General features: G+C 71.6%; 13 protein-coding genes and 1 pseudogene. 4 read left to right on the top strand and 10 right to left on the bottom strand.

The features are described 5' to 3' along the window. The first annotated feature begins 175 nt into the window (after nt 1–175). Together A3Q37_RS20350 and A3Q37_RS20355 are read left to right on the top strand one after the other, a co-directional pair. Nucleotides 176–1,519 carry a UDP-glucose/GDP-mannose dehydrogenase family protein gene (locus tag A3Q37_RS20350; RefSeq protein WP_065486704.1) on the top strand — a complete coding sequence of 448 codons (1,344 nt, stop codon included), beginning with the start codon at nt 176–178 and terminating at the stop codon, nt 1,517–1,519. Between the two features lie 54 nt (nt 1,520–1,573). Beyond that, nucleotides 1,574–2,757 (top strand): annotated as a pseudogene (locus tag A3Q37_RS20355) (GDSL-type esterase/lipase family protein). A gap of 3 nt (nt 2,758–2,760) precedes the next feature. Here A3Q37_RS20355 and A3Q37_RS20360 read toward each other — a convergent pair. The 3 genes from A3Q37_RS20360 to A3Q37_RS20370 are packed head-to-tail and all read right to left on the bottom strand — an operon-like array spanning nt 2,761 to nt 5,639. Further along, complete coding sequence (locus tag A3Q37_RS20360) at nt 2,761–3,954, bottom strand: dipeptidase (protein ID WP_065486706.1); 1,194 nt, start codon at nt 3,952–3,954, stop codon at nt 2,761–2,763. A gap of 12 nt (nt 3,955–3,966) precedes the next feature. Next, the gene (gene purE, locus A3Q37_RS20365) at nt 3,967–4,503 is read right to left on the bottom strand and encodes a 5-(carboxyamino)imidazole ribonucleotide mutase (protein ID WP_065486708.1); all 537 of its coding nucleotides are present in this window, start codon (nt 4,501–4,503) and stop codon (nt 3,967–3,969) included. Next, on the bottom strand, nt 4,500–5,639 hold the full coding sequence (locus A3Q37_RS20370) for a 5-(carboxyamino)imidazole ribonucleotide synthase (protein WP_079137893.1): 1,140 nt from the start codon (nt 5,637–5,639) through the stop codon (nt 4,500–4,502). The genes purE and A3Q37_RS20370 overlap by 4 nt, the downstream gene beginning before the upstream one ends. A gap of 165 nt (nt 5,640–5,804) precedes the next feature. On the opposite strand from A3Q37_RS20370, the gene A3Q37_RS20375 reads away from it, so the two are divergent. Continuing rightward, nucleotides 5,805–6,353, top strand: coding sequence for a GtrA family protein (locus tag A3Q37_RS20375; RefSeq protein ID WP_065486712.1), 549 nt, complete (start codon nt 5,805–5,807; stop codon nt 6,351–6,353). A gap of 50 nt (nt 6,354–6,403) precedes the next feature. Here A3Q37_RS20375 and A3Q37_RS20380 read toward each other — a convergent pair whose 3' ends face one another. Continuing rightward, complete coding sequence (locus tag A3Q37_RS20380) at nt 6,404–7,669, bottom strand: ATP-binding protein (RefSeq protein WP_065486714.1); 1,266 nt, start codon at nt 7,667–7,669, stop codon at nt 6,404–6,406. A 62-nt stretch (nt 7,670–7,731) separates the two neighbouring features. Beyond that, nucleotides 7,732–8,409, bottom strand: a complete 678-nt coding sequence (locus A3Q37_RS20385) for a response regulator transcription factor (RefSeq protein WP_065486716.1) — start codon at nt 8,407–8,409, stop codon at nt 7,732–7,734. 491 nt (nt 8,410–8,900) lie between these two features. On the opposite strand from A3Q37_RS20385, the gene A3Q37_RS20390 reads away from it, so the two are divergent. Further along, nucleotides 8,901–10,400: a peptide MFS transporter gene (locus A3Q37_RS20390; RefSeq protein ID WP_065486718.1), complete on the top strand. Its 1,500-nt coding sequence runs from the start codon at nt 8,901–8,903 to the stop codon at nt 10,398–10,400. Between the two features lie 109 nt (nt 10,401–10,509). On the opposite strand, the gene A3Q37_RS20395 is transcribed toward A3Q37_RS20390, so the two are convergent. The 5 genes from A3Q37_RS20395 to A3Q37_RS20415 all read right to left on the bottom strand — a co-directional run bounded on the left by A3Q37_RS20395 (nt 10,510) and on the right by A3Q37_RS20415 (nt 15,318). After that, entirely contained in the window at nt 10,510–10,875 is a 366-nt protein-coding gene (locus A3Q37_RS20395) for a hypothetical protein (protein ID WP_065486720.1), read from the bottom strand. Between the two features lie 153 nt (nt 10,876–11,028). Beyond that, nucleotides 11,029–12,417, bottom strand: a complete 1,389-nt coding sequence (locus A3Q37_RS20400; protein ID WP_065486722.1) for a hypothetical protein — start codon at nt 12,415–12,417, stop codon at nt 11,029–11,031. Between the two features lie 14 nt (nt 12,418–12,431). Beyond that, a complete protein-coding gene (locus tag A3Q37_RS20405) occupies nt 12,432–13,514 on the bottom strand; it encodes a hypothetical protein (protein ID WP_065486724.1) in 1,083 nt (360 codons plus the stop codon). Beyond that, nucleotides 13,511–14,488 carry a hypothetical protein gene (locus tag A3Q37_RS20410; RefSeq protein ID WP_065486726.1) on the bottom strand — a complete coding sequence of 326 codons (978 nt, stop codon included), beginning with the start codon at nt 14,486–14,488 and terminating at the stop codon, nt 13,511–13,513. The genes A3Q37_RS20405 and A3Q37_RS20410 overlap by 4 nt, the downstream gene beginning before the upstream one ends. 101 nt (nt 14,489–14,589) lie before the next feature. Further along, entirely contained in the window at nt 14,590–15,318 is a 729-nt protein-coding gene (locus A3Q37_RS20415) for a peptidase (protein ID WP_065486729.1), read from the bottom strand. Between the last annotated feature and the right edge of the window lie 114 nt (nt 15,319–15,432).

Below are 15,432 nucleotides of genomic sequence, written 5' to 3' on the forward strand. Positions count from 1 at the left end.
AGTAACTCAATTTTAGTGCGCCGACCGCCCGACGGCATACGTGCCGCGTACGTGAGCTTGCCGACAGGGGTGGGGCATGAGGGAAGTACCGGGCATATCGAGCGGTGAATTCCCGCCTCCGGGTCCCGGACTATGCTCGGTCCGCACCTCCGTCCGTACCTCCCAGGAGCACTCCATGGCCCTCAGGATCACTGTGATCGGCACCGGCTACCTCGGCGCCACCCATGCCGCGGCCATGGCCGAGCTGGGCTTCGAGGTCCTGGGGCTCGACATCGTGCCGGAGAAGGTCGAGCTGCTCTCGACCGGCCGCGTGCCCATGTACGAGCCGGGGCTCGAAGAGATGCTCCAGCGGCACGTCGCCGGGATCGAGGGGTCCAGCGGGCGGCTGCGCTTCACCACCTCCTGGGAGGAGGTCGCGGAGTTCGGCGACGTCCACTTCGTCTGCGTGAACACTCCGCAGAAGCACGGCGAGTACGCCTGCGACATGAGCTACGTGGACAGCGCCTTCGACGCGCTCGCCCCGCTTCTGACCCGGCCCGCCCTGGTCGTCGGCAAGTCGACCGTCCCCGTGGGCTCCGCCTCCCGTCTCGCGGACCGGCTCGCCGAGCTGGCTCCGGTCGGCGCCGGGGCCGAGCTGGCCTGGAACCCGGAGTTCCTCCGCGAGGGCTTCGCCGTCCAGGACACCCTCCACCCCGACCGGATCGTCGTCGGGGTCACCAGCGAGAACGCCGAGAAGCTGCTCCGCGAGGTGTACGCCGTGCCGGTCGCCGAGGGCTCGCCTTTCGTCGTCACCGACTTCCCCACCGCCGAGCTGGTGAAGACCTCCGCCAACTCCTTCCTCGCCACCAAGATCTCCTTCATCAACGCCATGGCCGAGGTCTGCGAGGCCGCCGACGGCGACGTCGTGAAGCTCGCCGAGGCCATCGGTCACGACGACCGCATCGGGAAGAAGTTCCTGCGCGCCGGGATCGGCTTCGGCGGCGGCTGTCTGCCCAAGGACATCCGCGCCTTCATGGCCCGCGCCGGTGAGCTGGGCGCCGACCAGGCGCTCACCTTCCTCCGCGAGGTCGACTCCATCAACATGCGCCGCCGCGGCCACATGGTCGAGCTGGCCCGGGAGGCCGTCGGCGGCGGCTCGTTCCTCGGTACGCGCGTTGCGGTGCTCGGCGCCACCTTCAAGCCCGACTCCGACGACGTACGCGACTCCCCCGCCCTCAACGTCGCCGGGCAGATCCACCTCCAGGGCGGCCAGGTGACCGTGTTCGACCCGAAGGGGATGGACAACGCCCGGCGGCTGTTCCCGACCCTCGGTTACGCGGACTCGGCGCTGGAGGCCGTGCGCGGCGCGGATGTCGTGCTGCACCTGACGGAGTGGCGCGAGTTCCGCGAGCTGGACCCGGCCGAGCTGGGTGAAGCCGTCTCCCGCCGGATCATCCTGGACGGGCGCAACGCCCTGGACAGCGCGGTGTGGCGCGAGGCGGGGTGGACGTACCGGGCGATGGGGCGTCCGAAGGCCTAGGGCCTCTCGCCGGCCCACTGGCTTCGCCCCGCCTCCCGTGGACAGGCTGAGGCCATGGACGACTCCCGCGACTGGATCACCACCCCGCTCACCGCCGACCTCCTGCGCGGCGCGCTCGACCTGGAGCGCACCGCGCGCGGCGGTCTGCTTCCGCACCGGCTGCCCGCCGCCGCACGGGCCCGGTTCGACGGTGACGAGGAGGTGACCCGGGCGGAGTCCCAGCCCTCCGGTGTGCGGGTGGTGTTCCGCACCCGCGCCACCGTCGTCGAGCTGGACCTCCTGCGTACGGTCGTCGGCTACCGGGGCGTCCCGCCCGCCCCGGACGGCGCGTACGACCTGCACATCGACGGGGAGCCGGCCGGGCGGACCACGGCGAGCGGCGGCGATGTCGTGCTCGTCGACCTGGCGGACGGTTCGCAAAAGAGGTTTCCCGGGCGGATCGGCCGCGTCCGGTTCGACGGGCTGCCCGGGCGGGAGAAGGACGTCGAGATCTGGCTGCCGTACACCGAGACCGCCGAGCTGATCGATCTGCGCACCGACGCCCCCGTCACGGCCGTGGCGCCGAGCGGGCGGCGGGTGTGGCTGCACCACGGCAGTTCGATCAGCCACGGTTCGGCGGCCGCCAGCTCGGCCACCGCCTGGCCCGCCCTGGCCGCCGCGGCGGCGGACGTGGAGCTGGTCAATCTGTCGCTGGCCGGCAACGCCCTGCTCGACCCGTTCACCGCGCGCGCCCTGCGGGACACCCCCGCCGATCTGATCAGCGTCAAGATCGGCATCAACCTCGTCAACCGCGACTGATGCGGCTGCGCGCCTTCGGCCCGGCCGTGCACGGGTTCCTCGACACCATCCGCGAGGGGCGGCCCGCCACCCCGCTGCTCGTCGTCTCGCCCGTGCTCTGCCCGGCCCACGAGGAGACTCCGGGGCCCGCGGCACCGGACTTCCGGGACGGGAAGGTGGAGTTCACCGCGCTGGGCGACCCGGCGGAGTCCGCCTCCGGCAAGCTGGCGCTGCGCGTCGTACGGGAGGAGCTGGCCCGGATCGTGGCGGAGCGGGCGGCGTCGGACCCGTACCTCTTCCACCTGGACGGGCGCGCGCTGTACGGCGAGGCCGACCACGACGAGCTGCCGCTGCCGGACCGGCTGCACCCGGACGCCGCCGCCCACCGCCGCATGGGCGAGCGCTTCGGGGCGTTCGCCTTCGGTCCGGGAAGACCGTTCGCGGCGGTGGACAACCGGTAGGCCCTAGCGCCTCTCGCCGTCCAGCTCGGTGATCGTCGCGTGGGACGGGCCCCGCCCGCTCTGCTCGTCGCGCGCCACGGCCTCCGCGTCGCGCAGCACCCGTACGGCGTTCTGCCAGGTCAGCTTGGCGAGGTCGCCCTCGGACCAGTTACGTCGCAGGAGCTCGGCGATCAGGTTCGGATAGCCGGAGACGTCCTCCAGGCCGCGCGGGGTGAACGCCGTGCCGTCGTAGTCGCCGCCGATGCCGATGTGGTCGATGCCCGCGACCGCGCGCATGTGGTCGAGGTGGTCCGCGATGGTGGCGACGGTGGCCTCGGGGCGCGGGTGGGCCGCCTCGAAGTCCTCGTGGATGCGCATCGCGACCGGGGTGGTGTCGAGGTGGTGCAGGCCGTGCTCGCGCATGTTGCGGTCGGCGGCCAGGGTCCAGGCGACCGCCTCGGGCAGCACGAACTTCGGGACGAAGGTCGCCATCGCGACGCCCCCGTTGGCCGGGAGGGCCGCCAGCACGTCGTCGGGGATGTTGCGCGGGTGGTCGCAGACGGCGCGGGCCGAGGAGTGCGAGAAGATCACCGGCGCGGTGCTGGTGGCGAGCGCGTCCCGCATGACGCCGTCCGCCACGTGGCTGAGGTCGACCAGCATGCCGATGCGGTTCATCTCGCGGACGACCTCGTGGCCGAAGGCGGAGAGCCCGCCGAGGCGCGGCAGGTCGGTCGCGCTGTCGGCCCAGTCGATGTTGTCGTTGTGGGTGAGCGTCATGTAGCGGACGCCCAGGTCGTACAGGGCGCGCAGGGTGCCCAGCGAGTTGTTGATGGAGTGGCCGCCCTCGGCCCCCATCAGGGAGGCGATCCGGCCCTCGGCGCGGGCCTTCTCCAGGTCGTCGGCGGTGAGCGCCCGGCGCAGGTGGGTCGGGTAGCGGGCGATCAGCTCGGCGACGATGTCGATCTGTTCCAGGGTGGCGCTGACCGCCGCGTCCCCGGTGAGGTCGGTGCGGACGTACACCGACCAGAACTGGCCGCCGACCCCGCCGGCCCGCAGCCGGTTCAGGTCGGTGTGGAGCAGACCGCGCTGGTCGGCGGCGATGTCCCGGGCGTCGAGGTCGTAGCCGACCTGTTCGCGCAGGGCCCAGGGGAGGTCGTTGTGGCCGTCCACGACGGGGTGGACGGCGAGCAGCTCGCGGGCGCGGGCGAGGTGGTCCATGAGGGCCGCCCCTTACTTTCCGAAGCCGAAGGAGTCCGAACCCTGGACCTTGGAGCGCAGCCGCTTGCCCTTCTCCGTGGCCTGGTCGTTCAGCTCCTGCTGGAACTCCCGCATCCGCTCCTGGAGCGCGGGGTCCTGCGTGGCGAGGATCCGGGCGGCGAGCAGACCCGCGTTGCGCGCTCCGCCGACGGAGACGGTGGCGACGGGGACACCCGCGGGCATCTGGACGATGGAGAGCAGGCTGTCCATGCCGTCCAGGTACTTCAGCGGCACCGGGACGCCGATGACCGGCAGCGGGGTGACCGAGGCCAGCATCCCGGGCAGATGGGCGGCTCCGCCCGCGCCCGCGATGATCGCCTTCAGGCCACGGCCCGCGGCCTCCTCGCCGTACGCGATCATCTCGCGCGGCATGCGGTGGGCGGAGACGACGTCGACCTCGTACGGGATCTCGAACTCGTCGAGCGCCTTGGCCGCCGCCTCCATGACGGGCCAGTCGGAGTCGGAGCCCATCACGATGCCGACGAGAGGAGCGGCGGAGGGGGAAGTCATTCGGTGATCGTTCCTCGCAGGTAGTCGGCCGCGTGCCGGGCGCGCTCCCGCACGTCCGCCAGATCGTCGCCGTAGGTGTTGACGTGTCCGACCTTGCGGCCGGGCTTCACGTCCTTGCCGTACATGTGGATCTTGAGCTGCGGGTCGCGGGCCATGCAGTGCAGGTAGCCCTGGTACATGTCCGGGTAGTCGCCGCCCAGGACGTTGCACATGACCGTCCAGGGCGCGCGCGGGCGCGGGTCGCCGAGCGGGAGGTCGAGGACCGCCCGGACGTGGTTGGCGAACTGCGAGGTGATCGCGCCGTCCTGGGTCCAGTGGCCGGAGTTGTGCGGGCGCATCGCCAGCTCGTTGACCAGGATGCGCCCGTCGCGCGTCTCGAACAGCTCGACGGCGAGGTGGCCGACGACGTCCAGCTCGGCGGCGATCCGCAGCGCGAGCTGCTGGGCCTCGCCCGCCAGGGTCTCGTCCAGCTCCGGCGCCGGGGCGATCACCGTGTCGCAGACGCCGTCGACCTGGATGGACTCGACGACCGGGTAGGCGACGGCCTGGCCGTGCGGCGAGCGGACGATGTTGGCCGCCAGCTCCCGTACGAAGTCGACCTTCTCCTCCGCGAGGACCGGGACCCCGGCGCGGAACGGGTCGGCGGCGTCCGCCTCGGAGCGCACCACCCACACGCCCTTGCCGTCGTACCCGCCGCGCACGGTCTTGAGGATGACGGGGAAGCCCCCGGTCTCCTCGGCGAACGCGGCGGCGTCCGCCGGGTCGCTCACGATGCGGTTACGGGGGCAGGGGGCGCCGATCTCCGCGAGCCGGGCGCGCATCACCCCCTTGTCCTGGGCGTGCACCAGGGCGTCGGGGCCGGGGCGCACGGGGATGCCGTCCGCCTCCAGGGCGCGCAGATGCTCGGTCGGCACATGCTCGTGATCGAAGGTGATCACGTCGCAGCCGCGCGCGAAGGCGCGCAGGGTGTCCAGGTCGCGATAGTCGCCGATGACGACCTCGCTCACCACCTGGGCCGCCGAGTCCTGGGGGGTGTCACTGAGCAGCTTGAATTTCAGGCCGAGGGGGATACCCGCCTCGTGGGTCATGCGGGCGAGCTGACCGCCGCCGACCATGCCGACTACCGGGAACGTCACGCCTCCAGGGTATCCGCCACGCCGGTGGTCCCCGGACGGCCGTACGGATGGCCGCACGGCCCCCGCCCCCGTGGACTCACGGGCGTCACACGGGTGGGCTGGTTAGCATGGCGGGGTTGACGTGGTTGCGTCGACGCCATCGAACGGACGGACTGAGCGATCACCATGAGCGAACGGGGCGCACTGCGGGCCCGGCTTGATCTGCTGGCCCGGGAGGTCGCCAAGTTCGGCGCGGTCGGTGCGGTGGGGCTGCTGGTCAACATCGCGGTCTTCAACCTGCTCCGGCACACCACCGACCTCCAGGTCGTCCGGGCGAGTGTGCTGGCGACCTTCGTCGCCATCCTCTGCAACTACGTGGGCTTCCGCTACTGGACCTACCGGGACCGCGACAAGACCGGCCGGACCCGCGAGCTGACGCTCTTCCTGCTGTTCAGCGCGGCGGGCGCGGTGATCGAGAACGGTGTGCTGTACCTGGCGACGTACGGCTTCGACTGGAACAGCCCGGTCCAGAGCAACTTCTTCAAGATCCTGGGCATCGGGATCGCGACCCTCTTCCGGTTCTGGTCCTACCGGACGTGGGTCTTCAAGGCCCTCCCCGCCGAGACCCGTCCCGTCGAGCCCTCTCACGCCGAGGAGGCCGCACGCTCCGCGGAGCGGTTTCTGGAGCAGCGGCGGCCGTCGGAGGCCGTAGAGCCCGACCCCGTACGGAACTGATCCGCCGCGCCCGTCGTTGTTCAGCGCACCGGGCGCTCAGGGGTTTTACGTCAGCGCACGGGGCGCTCAGGGGTCGCGCGGTCGACCGGGACGCGGCTGAGGAAAAGCGCGAAGACCGCCGGGTGCTGCTGGAGCAGTTCCAGCCGTCCGCCGTCCGCCTCCGCGAGGTCGCGGGCGACGGCCAGGCCGATGCCGGTGGAGTTGCGGCCGCTGATGGCCCGCTCGAAGATCCGCGCCCCCAGTTCGGCGGGGACGCCGGGGCCCTCGTCGGTGACCTCGACGACGACCTGGTTGCCGGTGACGCGGGTGCGCAGGGCGACGGTGCCGCCGCCGTGCATGAGGGAGTTCTCGATCAGCGCCGCCAGGACCTGGGCGACCGCGCCCGGGGTGCCGACGGCCCGCAGCCCGTGCTTGCCGGAGCAGACGAGGGCCCGGCCCGTGGAGCGGTAGGCGGGGCGCCACTCCTCGATCTGCTGCTTGATGACCTCGTCGAGGTCGAAGACGACGGCGGAGCCGGTGCGCGGATCGCGGGAGTTCGTCAGGAGCCGCTCGACGACGTCGGTGAGGCGCTCGACCTGGGTGAGGGCGATGTTCGCCTCCTCCTTCACCGTCTCGGGGTCGTCGGTGACGGAGATCTCCTCGATCCGCATGGAGAGCGCGGTCAGCGGGGTCCGCAGCTGGTGCGAGGCGTCCGCGGCCAGCCGGCGTTCGGCGGTCAGCATCCGGGCGATCCGCTCGGCCGATGAGTCCAGGACGTCGGCGACCCGGTCCAGCTCGGGCACCCCGTACCGCTTGTGGCGCGGCCGGGGGTCCCCGGAGCCGAGACGTTCGGCGGTCTCGGCGAGGTCGGTGAGCGGGGAGGCCAGCCGGTTGGCCTGGCGTACGGCGAGGAGCACGGCCGAGACGATCGCCAGCAGCGCCACCGCGCCGATGATCAGGAGCGTGCGCCCGACCTCGCGGGTGACGGCGGAGCGGGACTCCTCGACGGTGACCTTCTCGCCCTGCTCGCCGGTCTCGGTGGCGCGCAGGACACTGCCGGCGGGGCGTTCACCGACGCCGATGGGGTCGCGGCCCGGGATCTCGATCAGCGCGAACCGGTCCGGGTCGATCTGCTCGGCCAGCACGCCGGAGTTGATCGCCTCGTCGCCCAGCAGCCGGCTCTCGACCACGCTGATCAGCCGCAGCGCCTCGGACTCGACGCTCTCCTGGGCGCTGGCGCTGATGGTGCGGGTCTCCACGATCACCAGCGAGACGCCGAAGACGGCGATGACGACGAGCACCACGGCGAGCGTGGAGTTGATCAGCCGGCGGCGCATCGTTGTCCCGCGTCATCGAGGTGCATGGGTGCTTCGATCGAGATGCATGGGTGCTTCGTACGTCAGCTCTTCTCGAACCGGAAGCCGACGCCCCGGACGGTGGCGATGTAGCGCGGATTGGCGGCGTCGTCGCCGAGCTTCTTGCGCAGCCAGGAGATGTGCATGTCGAGGGTCTTGGTGGAGGACCACCAGGTGGTGTCCCAGACCTCGCGCATCAGCTGGTCGCGGGTGACGACCCGGCCGGCGTCCCGGACGAGGACCCGCAGCAGGTCGAACTCCTTGGCGGTGAGCTGGAGTTCCTCCTCGCCCATCCAGGCGCGGTGCGACTCGACGTCGATCCGGACGCCGTGGGTGGCGGGCTGCGGCACGGGCTCGGAGGCGCCGCGGCGCAGCAGGGCGCGGACCCGGGCGAGCAGTTCGGCGAGCCGGAACGGCTTGGTGACGTAGTCGTCGGCGCCCGCGTCCAGGCCGACGACCGTGTCGACCTCGTCCGCGCGGGCCGTCAGCACCAGGATCGGAATGGTGTGGCCGCCGGCCCGGAGCCTGCGGGCGACTTCGAGACCGTCCATCCCGGGCAGCCCCAGGTCGAGGACGACCAGGTCGATATCGCCCTGGAGTCCGGCGTCGAGCGCGGTCGGACCGTCCTGGCGGACCTCGACCTCGTAACCCTCCCGACGCAGTGCGCGGGCCAGGGGCTCCGAGATGGACGCGTCGTCCTCGGCGAGCAGTACACGGGTCATGGACTGATGGTAGTCCGGTCGGGAGCCCCGAAGTGAGGCCCACGACGTCACCTGCGGGTCAGCGCCACAAAGAGGACAGGGACCTTTGAATATGGGAGCCTGGTTCCGCCAGGACCTGTGATCCATATCTCAAGTCCTTCCATATCCCGCTGTGTCGTGTCGTATGGTGTCCCGACGCCTGTTGCACTACTCAAGGACCTTTGGGCAGCCATGAGCGCCAAGGGTCCCTTTTGTGTGCGGGGCCGGCTTCCCGCCGGCCCTTTCTGAGTGAATGACCTGTGAGCCGGGCCCGGAGCGCGAGGACGCGCCCCGGGTGTGGATCCCGACGCGGTTCTTCCCCGCTCCGCCGCCGAGCCCCCTGCCAGGAGCCCGGCCGCACGGAGCACGTCCCCCTCAGGCGTGGGGATGGGGTATGCCGCGCCGGTGCCGGCTGCCCCCACCGGGCGCGTACCGCTCACGAGGCGGCGCGTCCCGACCAGCAAGGATCGACCATGGCGTCCAGCCTGACGAAGGACTCGCCGAGTTCCGGCGAGAAGACCTTCTTCGGCCACCCCCGCGGTATGGCCACCCTGTTCATGACGGAGATGTGGGAACGCTTCTCCTGGTACGGGATGCGCGCCATCCTCACCCTGTACTTGGTGGCCGCGGTGCTCGACGGCCCCCTTGAGGGCCGGGAGGCGCTCGCCGCCTCCATCTACGGTGTGTACAACGCCGTCGTCTACATGGCCGCGATGCCCGGCGGCTGGGTCGCCGACCGTCTCTGGGGCGCCCGCAAGGCCGTTCTGGTCGGCGGGATCATCATCGCGCTGGGCCACTTCACCCTGGCGCTGCCGAGCGACATCGCGTTCTTCGTCGGCCTGGCGCTGATCGCGGCCGGTACGGGCCTGCTGAAGCCGAACATCTCGGCGATGGTGGGCGGCCTCTACGAGGGCCAGCCCAGCGCGCGCCGCGACGCCGGTTTCACGCTCTTCTACATGGCGATCAACATCGGTGGCCTGGCGGCCCCGCTGCTGGTCGGCTACCTCGGCGAGCACGTCAACTGGCACCTCGGCTTCGGTGTCGCCGGTGTCGGTATGACCTTCGCGGTGATCCAGTACGCCCTGGGCTCGAAGCACCTCGGCGACGTCGGCAAGCTGCCCGCGAAGCCCATCTCCCCCGAGGAGCGCCGCAGCACGCTGCGCAAGGTGGCCCTGTGGGCCGGCATCGCGGTCGCCGCGCTGCTGATCGACCTGGCGCTGGGCACGTACGACATCGAGCACATCGTCAACGTCCTGGCCGTGCTGGGCGTCGTCGTGCCGATCGTCTACTTCATCACGATCTTCCGGGACCCGGCGCTGACGAAGGAGGACCGGCCGAAGATCAAGGCGTACGTGTGGTTCTTCATCACCGCCGTGCTGTTCTGGATGATCTACGACCAGTCCGGTTCGCTGCTGACGATCTTCGCAGACAACAAGACGGACCGCTTCATCGGCGGCTGGGAGTTCCCGGCCTCCTGGCTGCAATCGGTCAACCCGGCCATGGTCATCATCCTGGCCCCGGTCTTCGCCGCCCTCTGGGTCCGGCTGGCCACGCGCAACCGTGAGCCCAGCACCCCGATGAAGTTCGCCCTGGCGATGCTCCTCATCGGTGGCTCCTTCGGCATCATGGGCCTGGCGGGCGCCGCCGCGGCCAACAGCGAAACCGGCAAGGTCACCGTCTTCTGGCTGCTCGCGGTCTACCTGGCGCAGACCATGGGTGAGATGTGCCTCTCGCCGGTCGGTCTGTCGCTCTCCACGAAGCTGGCGCCGAAGATGTTCGTGGGCCAGATCATGGGTCTGTGGTTCCTGGCCACGTCGACGGGCAACGCCCTGAACGGCTGGACCACGAAGCTCAACGCGCCGCTGGGCGACGCCGCGTACTACACCTTGCAGGCGATCGTGGCGGTCGCCGCGGGTATCGCCTTCATGGTGGCGGGCCGCAAGATCCGCGCCCTCATGGGTGGCGTGAAGTAGCTCCCCGTCGAGGGGACGTACAAAGGTACGAAGGTACGGCAGCGGGTCCGCACGAACTTCTCGTGCGGACCCGCTGTCGTTTGCCGTCGGCCGTGCTTCTCGGCCCCGGCTACTTCTTGGTCTCGACCTTGACGCTGCGCAGGAAGCTGCTGAACCCGCACTTCACCGAGGACTTCTCGCCGGGCTTCTTCCAGTCGCCGAACACCGTCCACGGGATGGTGTGCTCGGCGCCGCGGCCGCGCACGACGTCGCACACGAGCACGGCGCGGTGCTTCTTGACGGCCTTCCCCTTGGCCGACTTCTTGCAGGTGGACGTCGAGACCGGACGGCCCAGCGAGAGGCTGGGCGTGGCCTTGCAGGTGTACTTCGCACCGGCCGCGGCGGCGGGCGCCGCGGTGGCGAGCGACAGTCCGGACGTCATCAGCAGGCCGGCGAGCACGCCCGTCGCAGCCTTCTTCCCCCAGGTCACCTTCATGATGTTCCTTTTCTCCAGGGTGCGGCGCGGGCAGGTGGTCAAGCCTGCCGGTGAGCGCCGCACCCAGATCCTTCCCTTCGCTCCTGCGAAGAGACACCTGAGGAATCTAGCCTTTTCGATCTTGTACGAGCAAGGCGGGGCGGTCGATTTGAGCTAGTTCTGAGCCTGGGCCGAGGGTGGTCGGCGCACGCCGCGCAGCTTTCGCCACGGGGTGAACGTGAACACCGCGCCGCCCAGCAGGATCGCCGTGCCGGCGACCAGGCCGAGTGCTCTCAGCGCGCCGCCGTCCTCGGCCCCGGTGGCGGCCAGGCCGCCGCCCGAGTCCGTGCCGCCGCCGGACGCCGCCGCTCCGCCGGAGCCTGCCGCTCCGCCGCTTCCGCTGCCGCCGGACGCGCCGCCCGGCTGGGCCGAGGTGTCCAGCTCCAGGGAGACGGCCACATCGGCGGGCGGGGTGCAGGTGGTCGTCGTACCGGCGGCCATCACCGTGAGGACGCCGGGGCTGAGCGTGGACTTGCCGCTCGCGCCGGGCTTGTAGGTGCCGGTGAGGTCGGGGATCTCGATCGGGGCGCCGGTCTTGATGACCTCCTTGTTCAGCGGGCCCTCGACCGTGACCGTGCCCTGGTCCGCCCCGCCGAGCTTGACCTCCATCGACGGCTTGACCTGGTTGGCCGGGATGTCGATCGGGCTGTCCATCACGGACTTGCTGAACTCCACCGTCAGGTCGTAGTCGCCGCCGCTCTTCTTGGCGCTGATACGGACCGGGGAGGTGGCGTTCTTGTCCCCGATGGGGGTCTTGCACGCGTAGGCGACGGACACCTCCTTGCCGGGGAAGTCGGTCTCGCCGCCCCCGCCGCCGGTGCTTCCGCCGTCACCGCCTCCGGAGGTCGTGCCTCCGGTGTCTGTTCCTCCGGACGTGGTGCCGCCGGAGTCCGTGCCACCGCTGTCCGAACCGCCGGTGTCCGTGCCGCCCGTGGTCGTGCCGCCGGTGTCCGTGCCGCCCGTCGTGGAGCCTCCGTCCTCGGTGACCTTGATCGTGGCGCCCGGCCCCACCTCCTCCTTCGGCGCGCACTTGGTGTCCGTGGAGATCGGCTTCGACACGTTGATGTTGTACGCACCCGGCGTCAGCGTGATCTCCCCGGCCTGCTCCAGCTTCAGCGTGCCCTTCATGTCGGGCAGCACCATCGGGCTGTTCTTGGGGATCGGCGGGTTCTGCCGGGGGCCCTCCAGCTTCAGTTCGCCGCTCGCCGCACCGCCCAGGGTGACGGTTCCGGTCGGCTTGACCGTGTCCGCCCCCAGGTCCAGCACGTCCGGGTTCCTGGACGCGGCCTCGACCGTCTTCCAGACGACCTCGATCTCGTCGCCCACCTTCGCCTCGGCCGGAGCGGTCAGCTCCACCTTCGTGGTGCCCTGCACGGCGGGCAGTCCCGAGATCGGCGGCGGAATACATTCCGTCGCGTAACTGACCTCGGCGGCCTGGGCCGGGCTCGCGGCCATCAGGATGCCCGCGCCGCCGAGCATCAGCGCGACTCCTGCCGCGCTCATCCTCCGTTGCGTTCTCACGCTTGTCCCTTCGTCGTGGGTCGGGGTCGGTTCTCTGACGGTGCGGAATCCGGGGTGAACCACGGCAGCACGGCCGTGGTCGCGTTCGTGGTCGTGGTCGCGTTCGTGCTCGTACTCGTGGCGGCGGGCGCCGGGGGCGCGGCCGGCCTTCGCATGCGGTGCGCGCCGGCGGGGCGGGGCCGGACCTTGTCCACGATCGCCATGCCGATACGGAAGACCGCCGCCGGGACGACCAGGCAGAGCAGGACCCAGAAGAGCGTGACGCCCCAGGGGCGGCCCACCCCCCACGGCTGCTCGGCCAGCACCGTGTCCCCGTACCGCAGGGAGACCTGGTAGTCGCCGTGCGCGCCCGCGGACAGCTCGACCGGCAGCGTGATCCGCGCCTTGCCGCCGGGCGGGACCGTGCCGCGCCACTGGCGTTCCTCCCACTGCGGCGCGTAGACGCCGTGCGCGGTGCCGATCTCGAAGACGGGGTCCTTCACCGGGGCGGACCCGAGATTGCCCACGGTGAAGACGAGTTGGCGCGCGGGCGGGGCCCCGAACCAGGTGAGCAGGGAGCTGTCACCGTCCAGCCGGGTGGTGGCCAGCACCGCGAGCTTCCCGTCGCCGCTCTGCCGCGGCAGATCCGCCGTGGGATGGCCCGCCACCGTGAACACCGCGTCGACCAGTGCCTGTTCACCCGTCACCGTGGCGACGTGCACCACGCAGGGACACGGTTCCGGCGGTTCGGTCACCGGCAGCTTCTTGCTGAAGTCGCCCTTCTTGTCGGTCGTGACGGCGCGGCCGTCGGCGTTGGCGCAGGAGTTGGTGCCGCCGATGACGCCCCGCTCCGGCGTGGACTGCCCGCAGATCAGCAGCATCAGCAGCGCATCGGACCGCCAGCCGCTGCCGCTGACGGTGATCTCCCCGCCCTTGCCCGCCTCTTTCTTCGACAGGCTGACGGTGGGGTCCCCGTCGGCCGCCCGCGCGCCCGGCGCGGTCAGGACGAACAGGGCGGAGAGGAGGGCGAGGAGTGTCAGGAGCGCCAGGAGGGCGGGCCGGAGGGTACGAGGGGGTTCGGGTCCGAGCTGCCGCGTCACGTCTTCGCTCCCGCCTTCAGCAACGGTTCGGTGGCCACCGGGGGTTGCTCCTCGACCGGCGGAAGGTGCGGGGCCGGTTGCGGGGGCGCGTGCCCCGTGCGCCGCAGTCGCGTGCGTCGCCGCCCCGTGCCTCGCCGCCGCGTCCGTCGCCGTCGGTACGCGCCGGAGGCGAGCGCGGCCAGGCCGCCGAGGACCAGCAGCCCGCCGCCCACGGCCGGGGCCACCGGGATGTACGTCGCCGAGCCCTCGGCCTCGTCCCGGGCACCCCCCGGCGCGGTGACCCGCAGCCGTACGGTGACCGCGTCCAGGGCCGGGGCGTCCGGCCAGGGTTCGGTCCGCTCGGCCCTCCGGCCGGGGGCCAGCTCCAGCGGCAGGGCGCGTTCCGGGCGGTCCAGCAGCGTGCCGAACACCCCCTCGGCGCGCACCGCCAGCCGGGGCCTCAGCATCGCGTTGCCCCGGTTGACCAGGGCGTACCGGATGGTCCCGCCGGAGATCTCGACGTCCTCGACGGTGAGCGCCGCCAGCGTCGGGCCGCCGATCCGGACCCGGACCGGTACGCGGACCTCCTCGCCCCCGCCGGTGGCCACGGCCTCCCCGGAGGCGTCGCCGGGCACCGCGTCGGGCGGCACCGTGAGGGCGAGCGGCACGTCGGCGCGGGTCCGGGCCGGGACGGTGACCGTGTCCTCGGCGAACCTGATCCAGCGCCCGGCCCGGCCGTCGCCCCGGAGCCGTACGGTCAGCGGGGTCCGGCCGGAGTTGGTCACCGCGAGGCGGTCCTGGAGGACCGTGCCGGGGGTGCCCTCCAGATAGACGTACGGCCGGGCGTCCCGGTCGGTGCCACCGGCGGGCCGGGCCGTCCAGTCGGCCGGACCGTCGTCGGCGGCGGCCGGGGACGCGAGCCCGCAGAGCAGCGCGGCGAGTGCCGCCGTCAGGACGGGCAGTGCCCGGCGGAGGCGCGGGGTGGGTGGCGACATGGGCGGCTCCTCTGCCTTCCGGCGGCGATGGCGCTGCCGTGCGGGCCGTACGTGCGGACGGCCGGGGCCCGCGCACGCCGCACGGACCGCACGGACCGTGATCAGCCCGTGGAGCGCTGTCCGCGCCGGGTCAGCCAGAGCACTCCGGCCGCTCCGGTCAGCAGCACGGTGCCGCCGAGCGTGCCGAGCGCCGCCGCCGAGTCCAGGGGGCCGGTGCGGGGCAGTTCGCCGCCGCCCGTGGAGCCTCCCGAACTGCCACCGGTGGAGCCGCCCGTGGAGCCTCCGGTGGAACCGCCCGTGGAGCCGCCTCCCGACGAACCGCCCGCCCCCTGGACGTCGAGTTCGAGGGACGGGCCGGGGCTGTTCTTGGGCGTACAGGTGGTGGTCGTACCGAGGGCCTTGATGGTGAGGACCCCGGCGGTGAAGGTGACCTTGCCGCTCTTCTTCGGGGTGTACGTCCCCGACAAGTCACTAATCCTGATCGGGGTGTTGGCCGGAATCGCCTCGGCGTTCGCCGGGCCGGAGACCTGGACCTTGCCCGTCTCCGCACCGCCCAGTTCGATCACGGCGCTCGGGTTCATGGCCCCCTTCCCCAACTCGACCGGGCTGGAGGAGACGCCCTTCTGGAAGGACATGGTGAGCTTGTAGCCGGCGCCGCTCTTGACGCTCTTGATGTCGATGGGCGAGACGGCGCCCTTGGGTCCGATGGGCGTCACGCACTGGTAGTCGACGTCCACGACCTCGGCGTACGCGGCAGGCGCGCCCGCCACCACGATCGAGCCCGCCAGCGCGGCCGCCAGCGCGAGAGTTGTCCGTTTCCGGTTCGGCACCTCGTGTTCCCCTCTTGCCGGACGCCGCCGCGCGCCACGACCCGTACGGACGCACATTGCTGACGGCACATCAGATTGGGCGCTCAAGGTACGCCCGGGGCCTGATGGAGGGAA

This window comes from Streptomyces sp. PTY087I2 (assembly GCF_001687325.1).
In the GTDB taxonomy this organism is placed as follows: domain Bacteria; phylum Actinomycetota; class Actinomycetes; order Streptomycetales; family Streptomycetaceae; genus Streptomyces.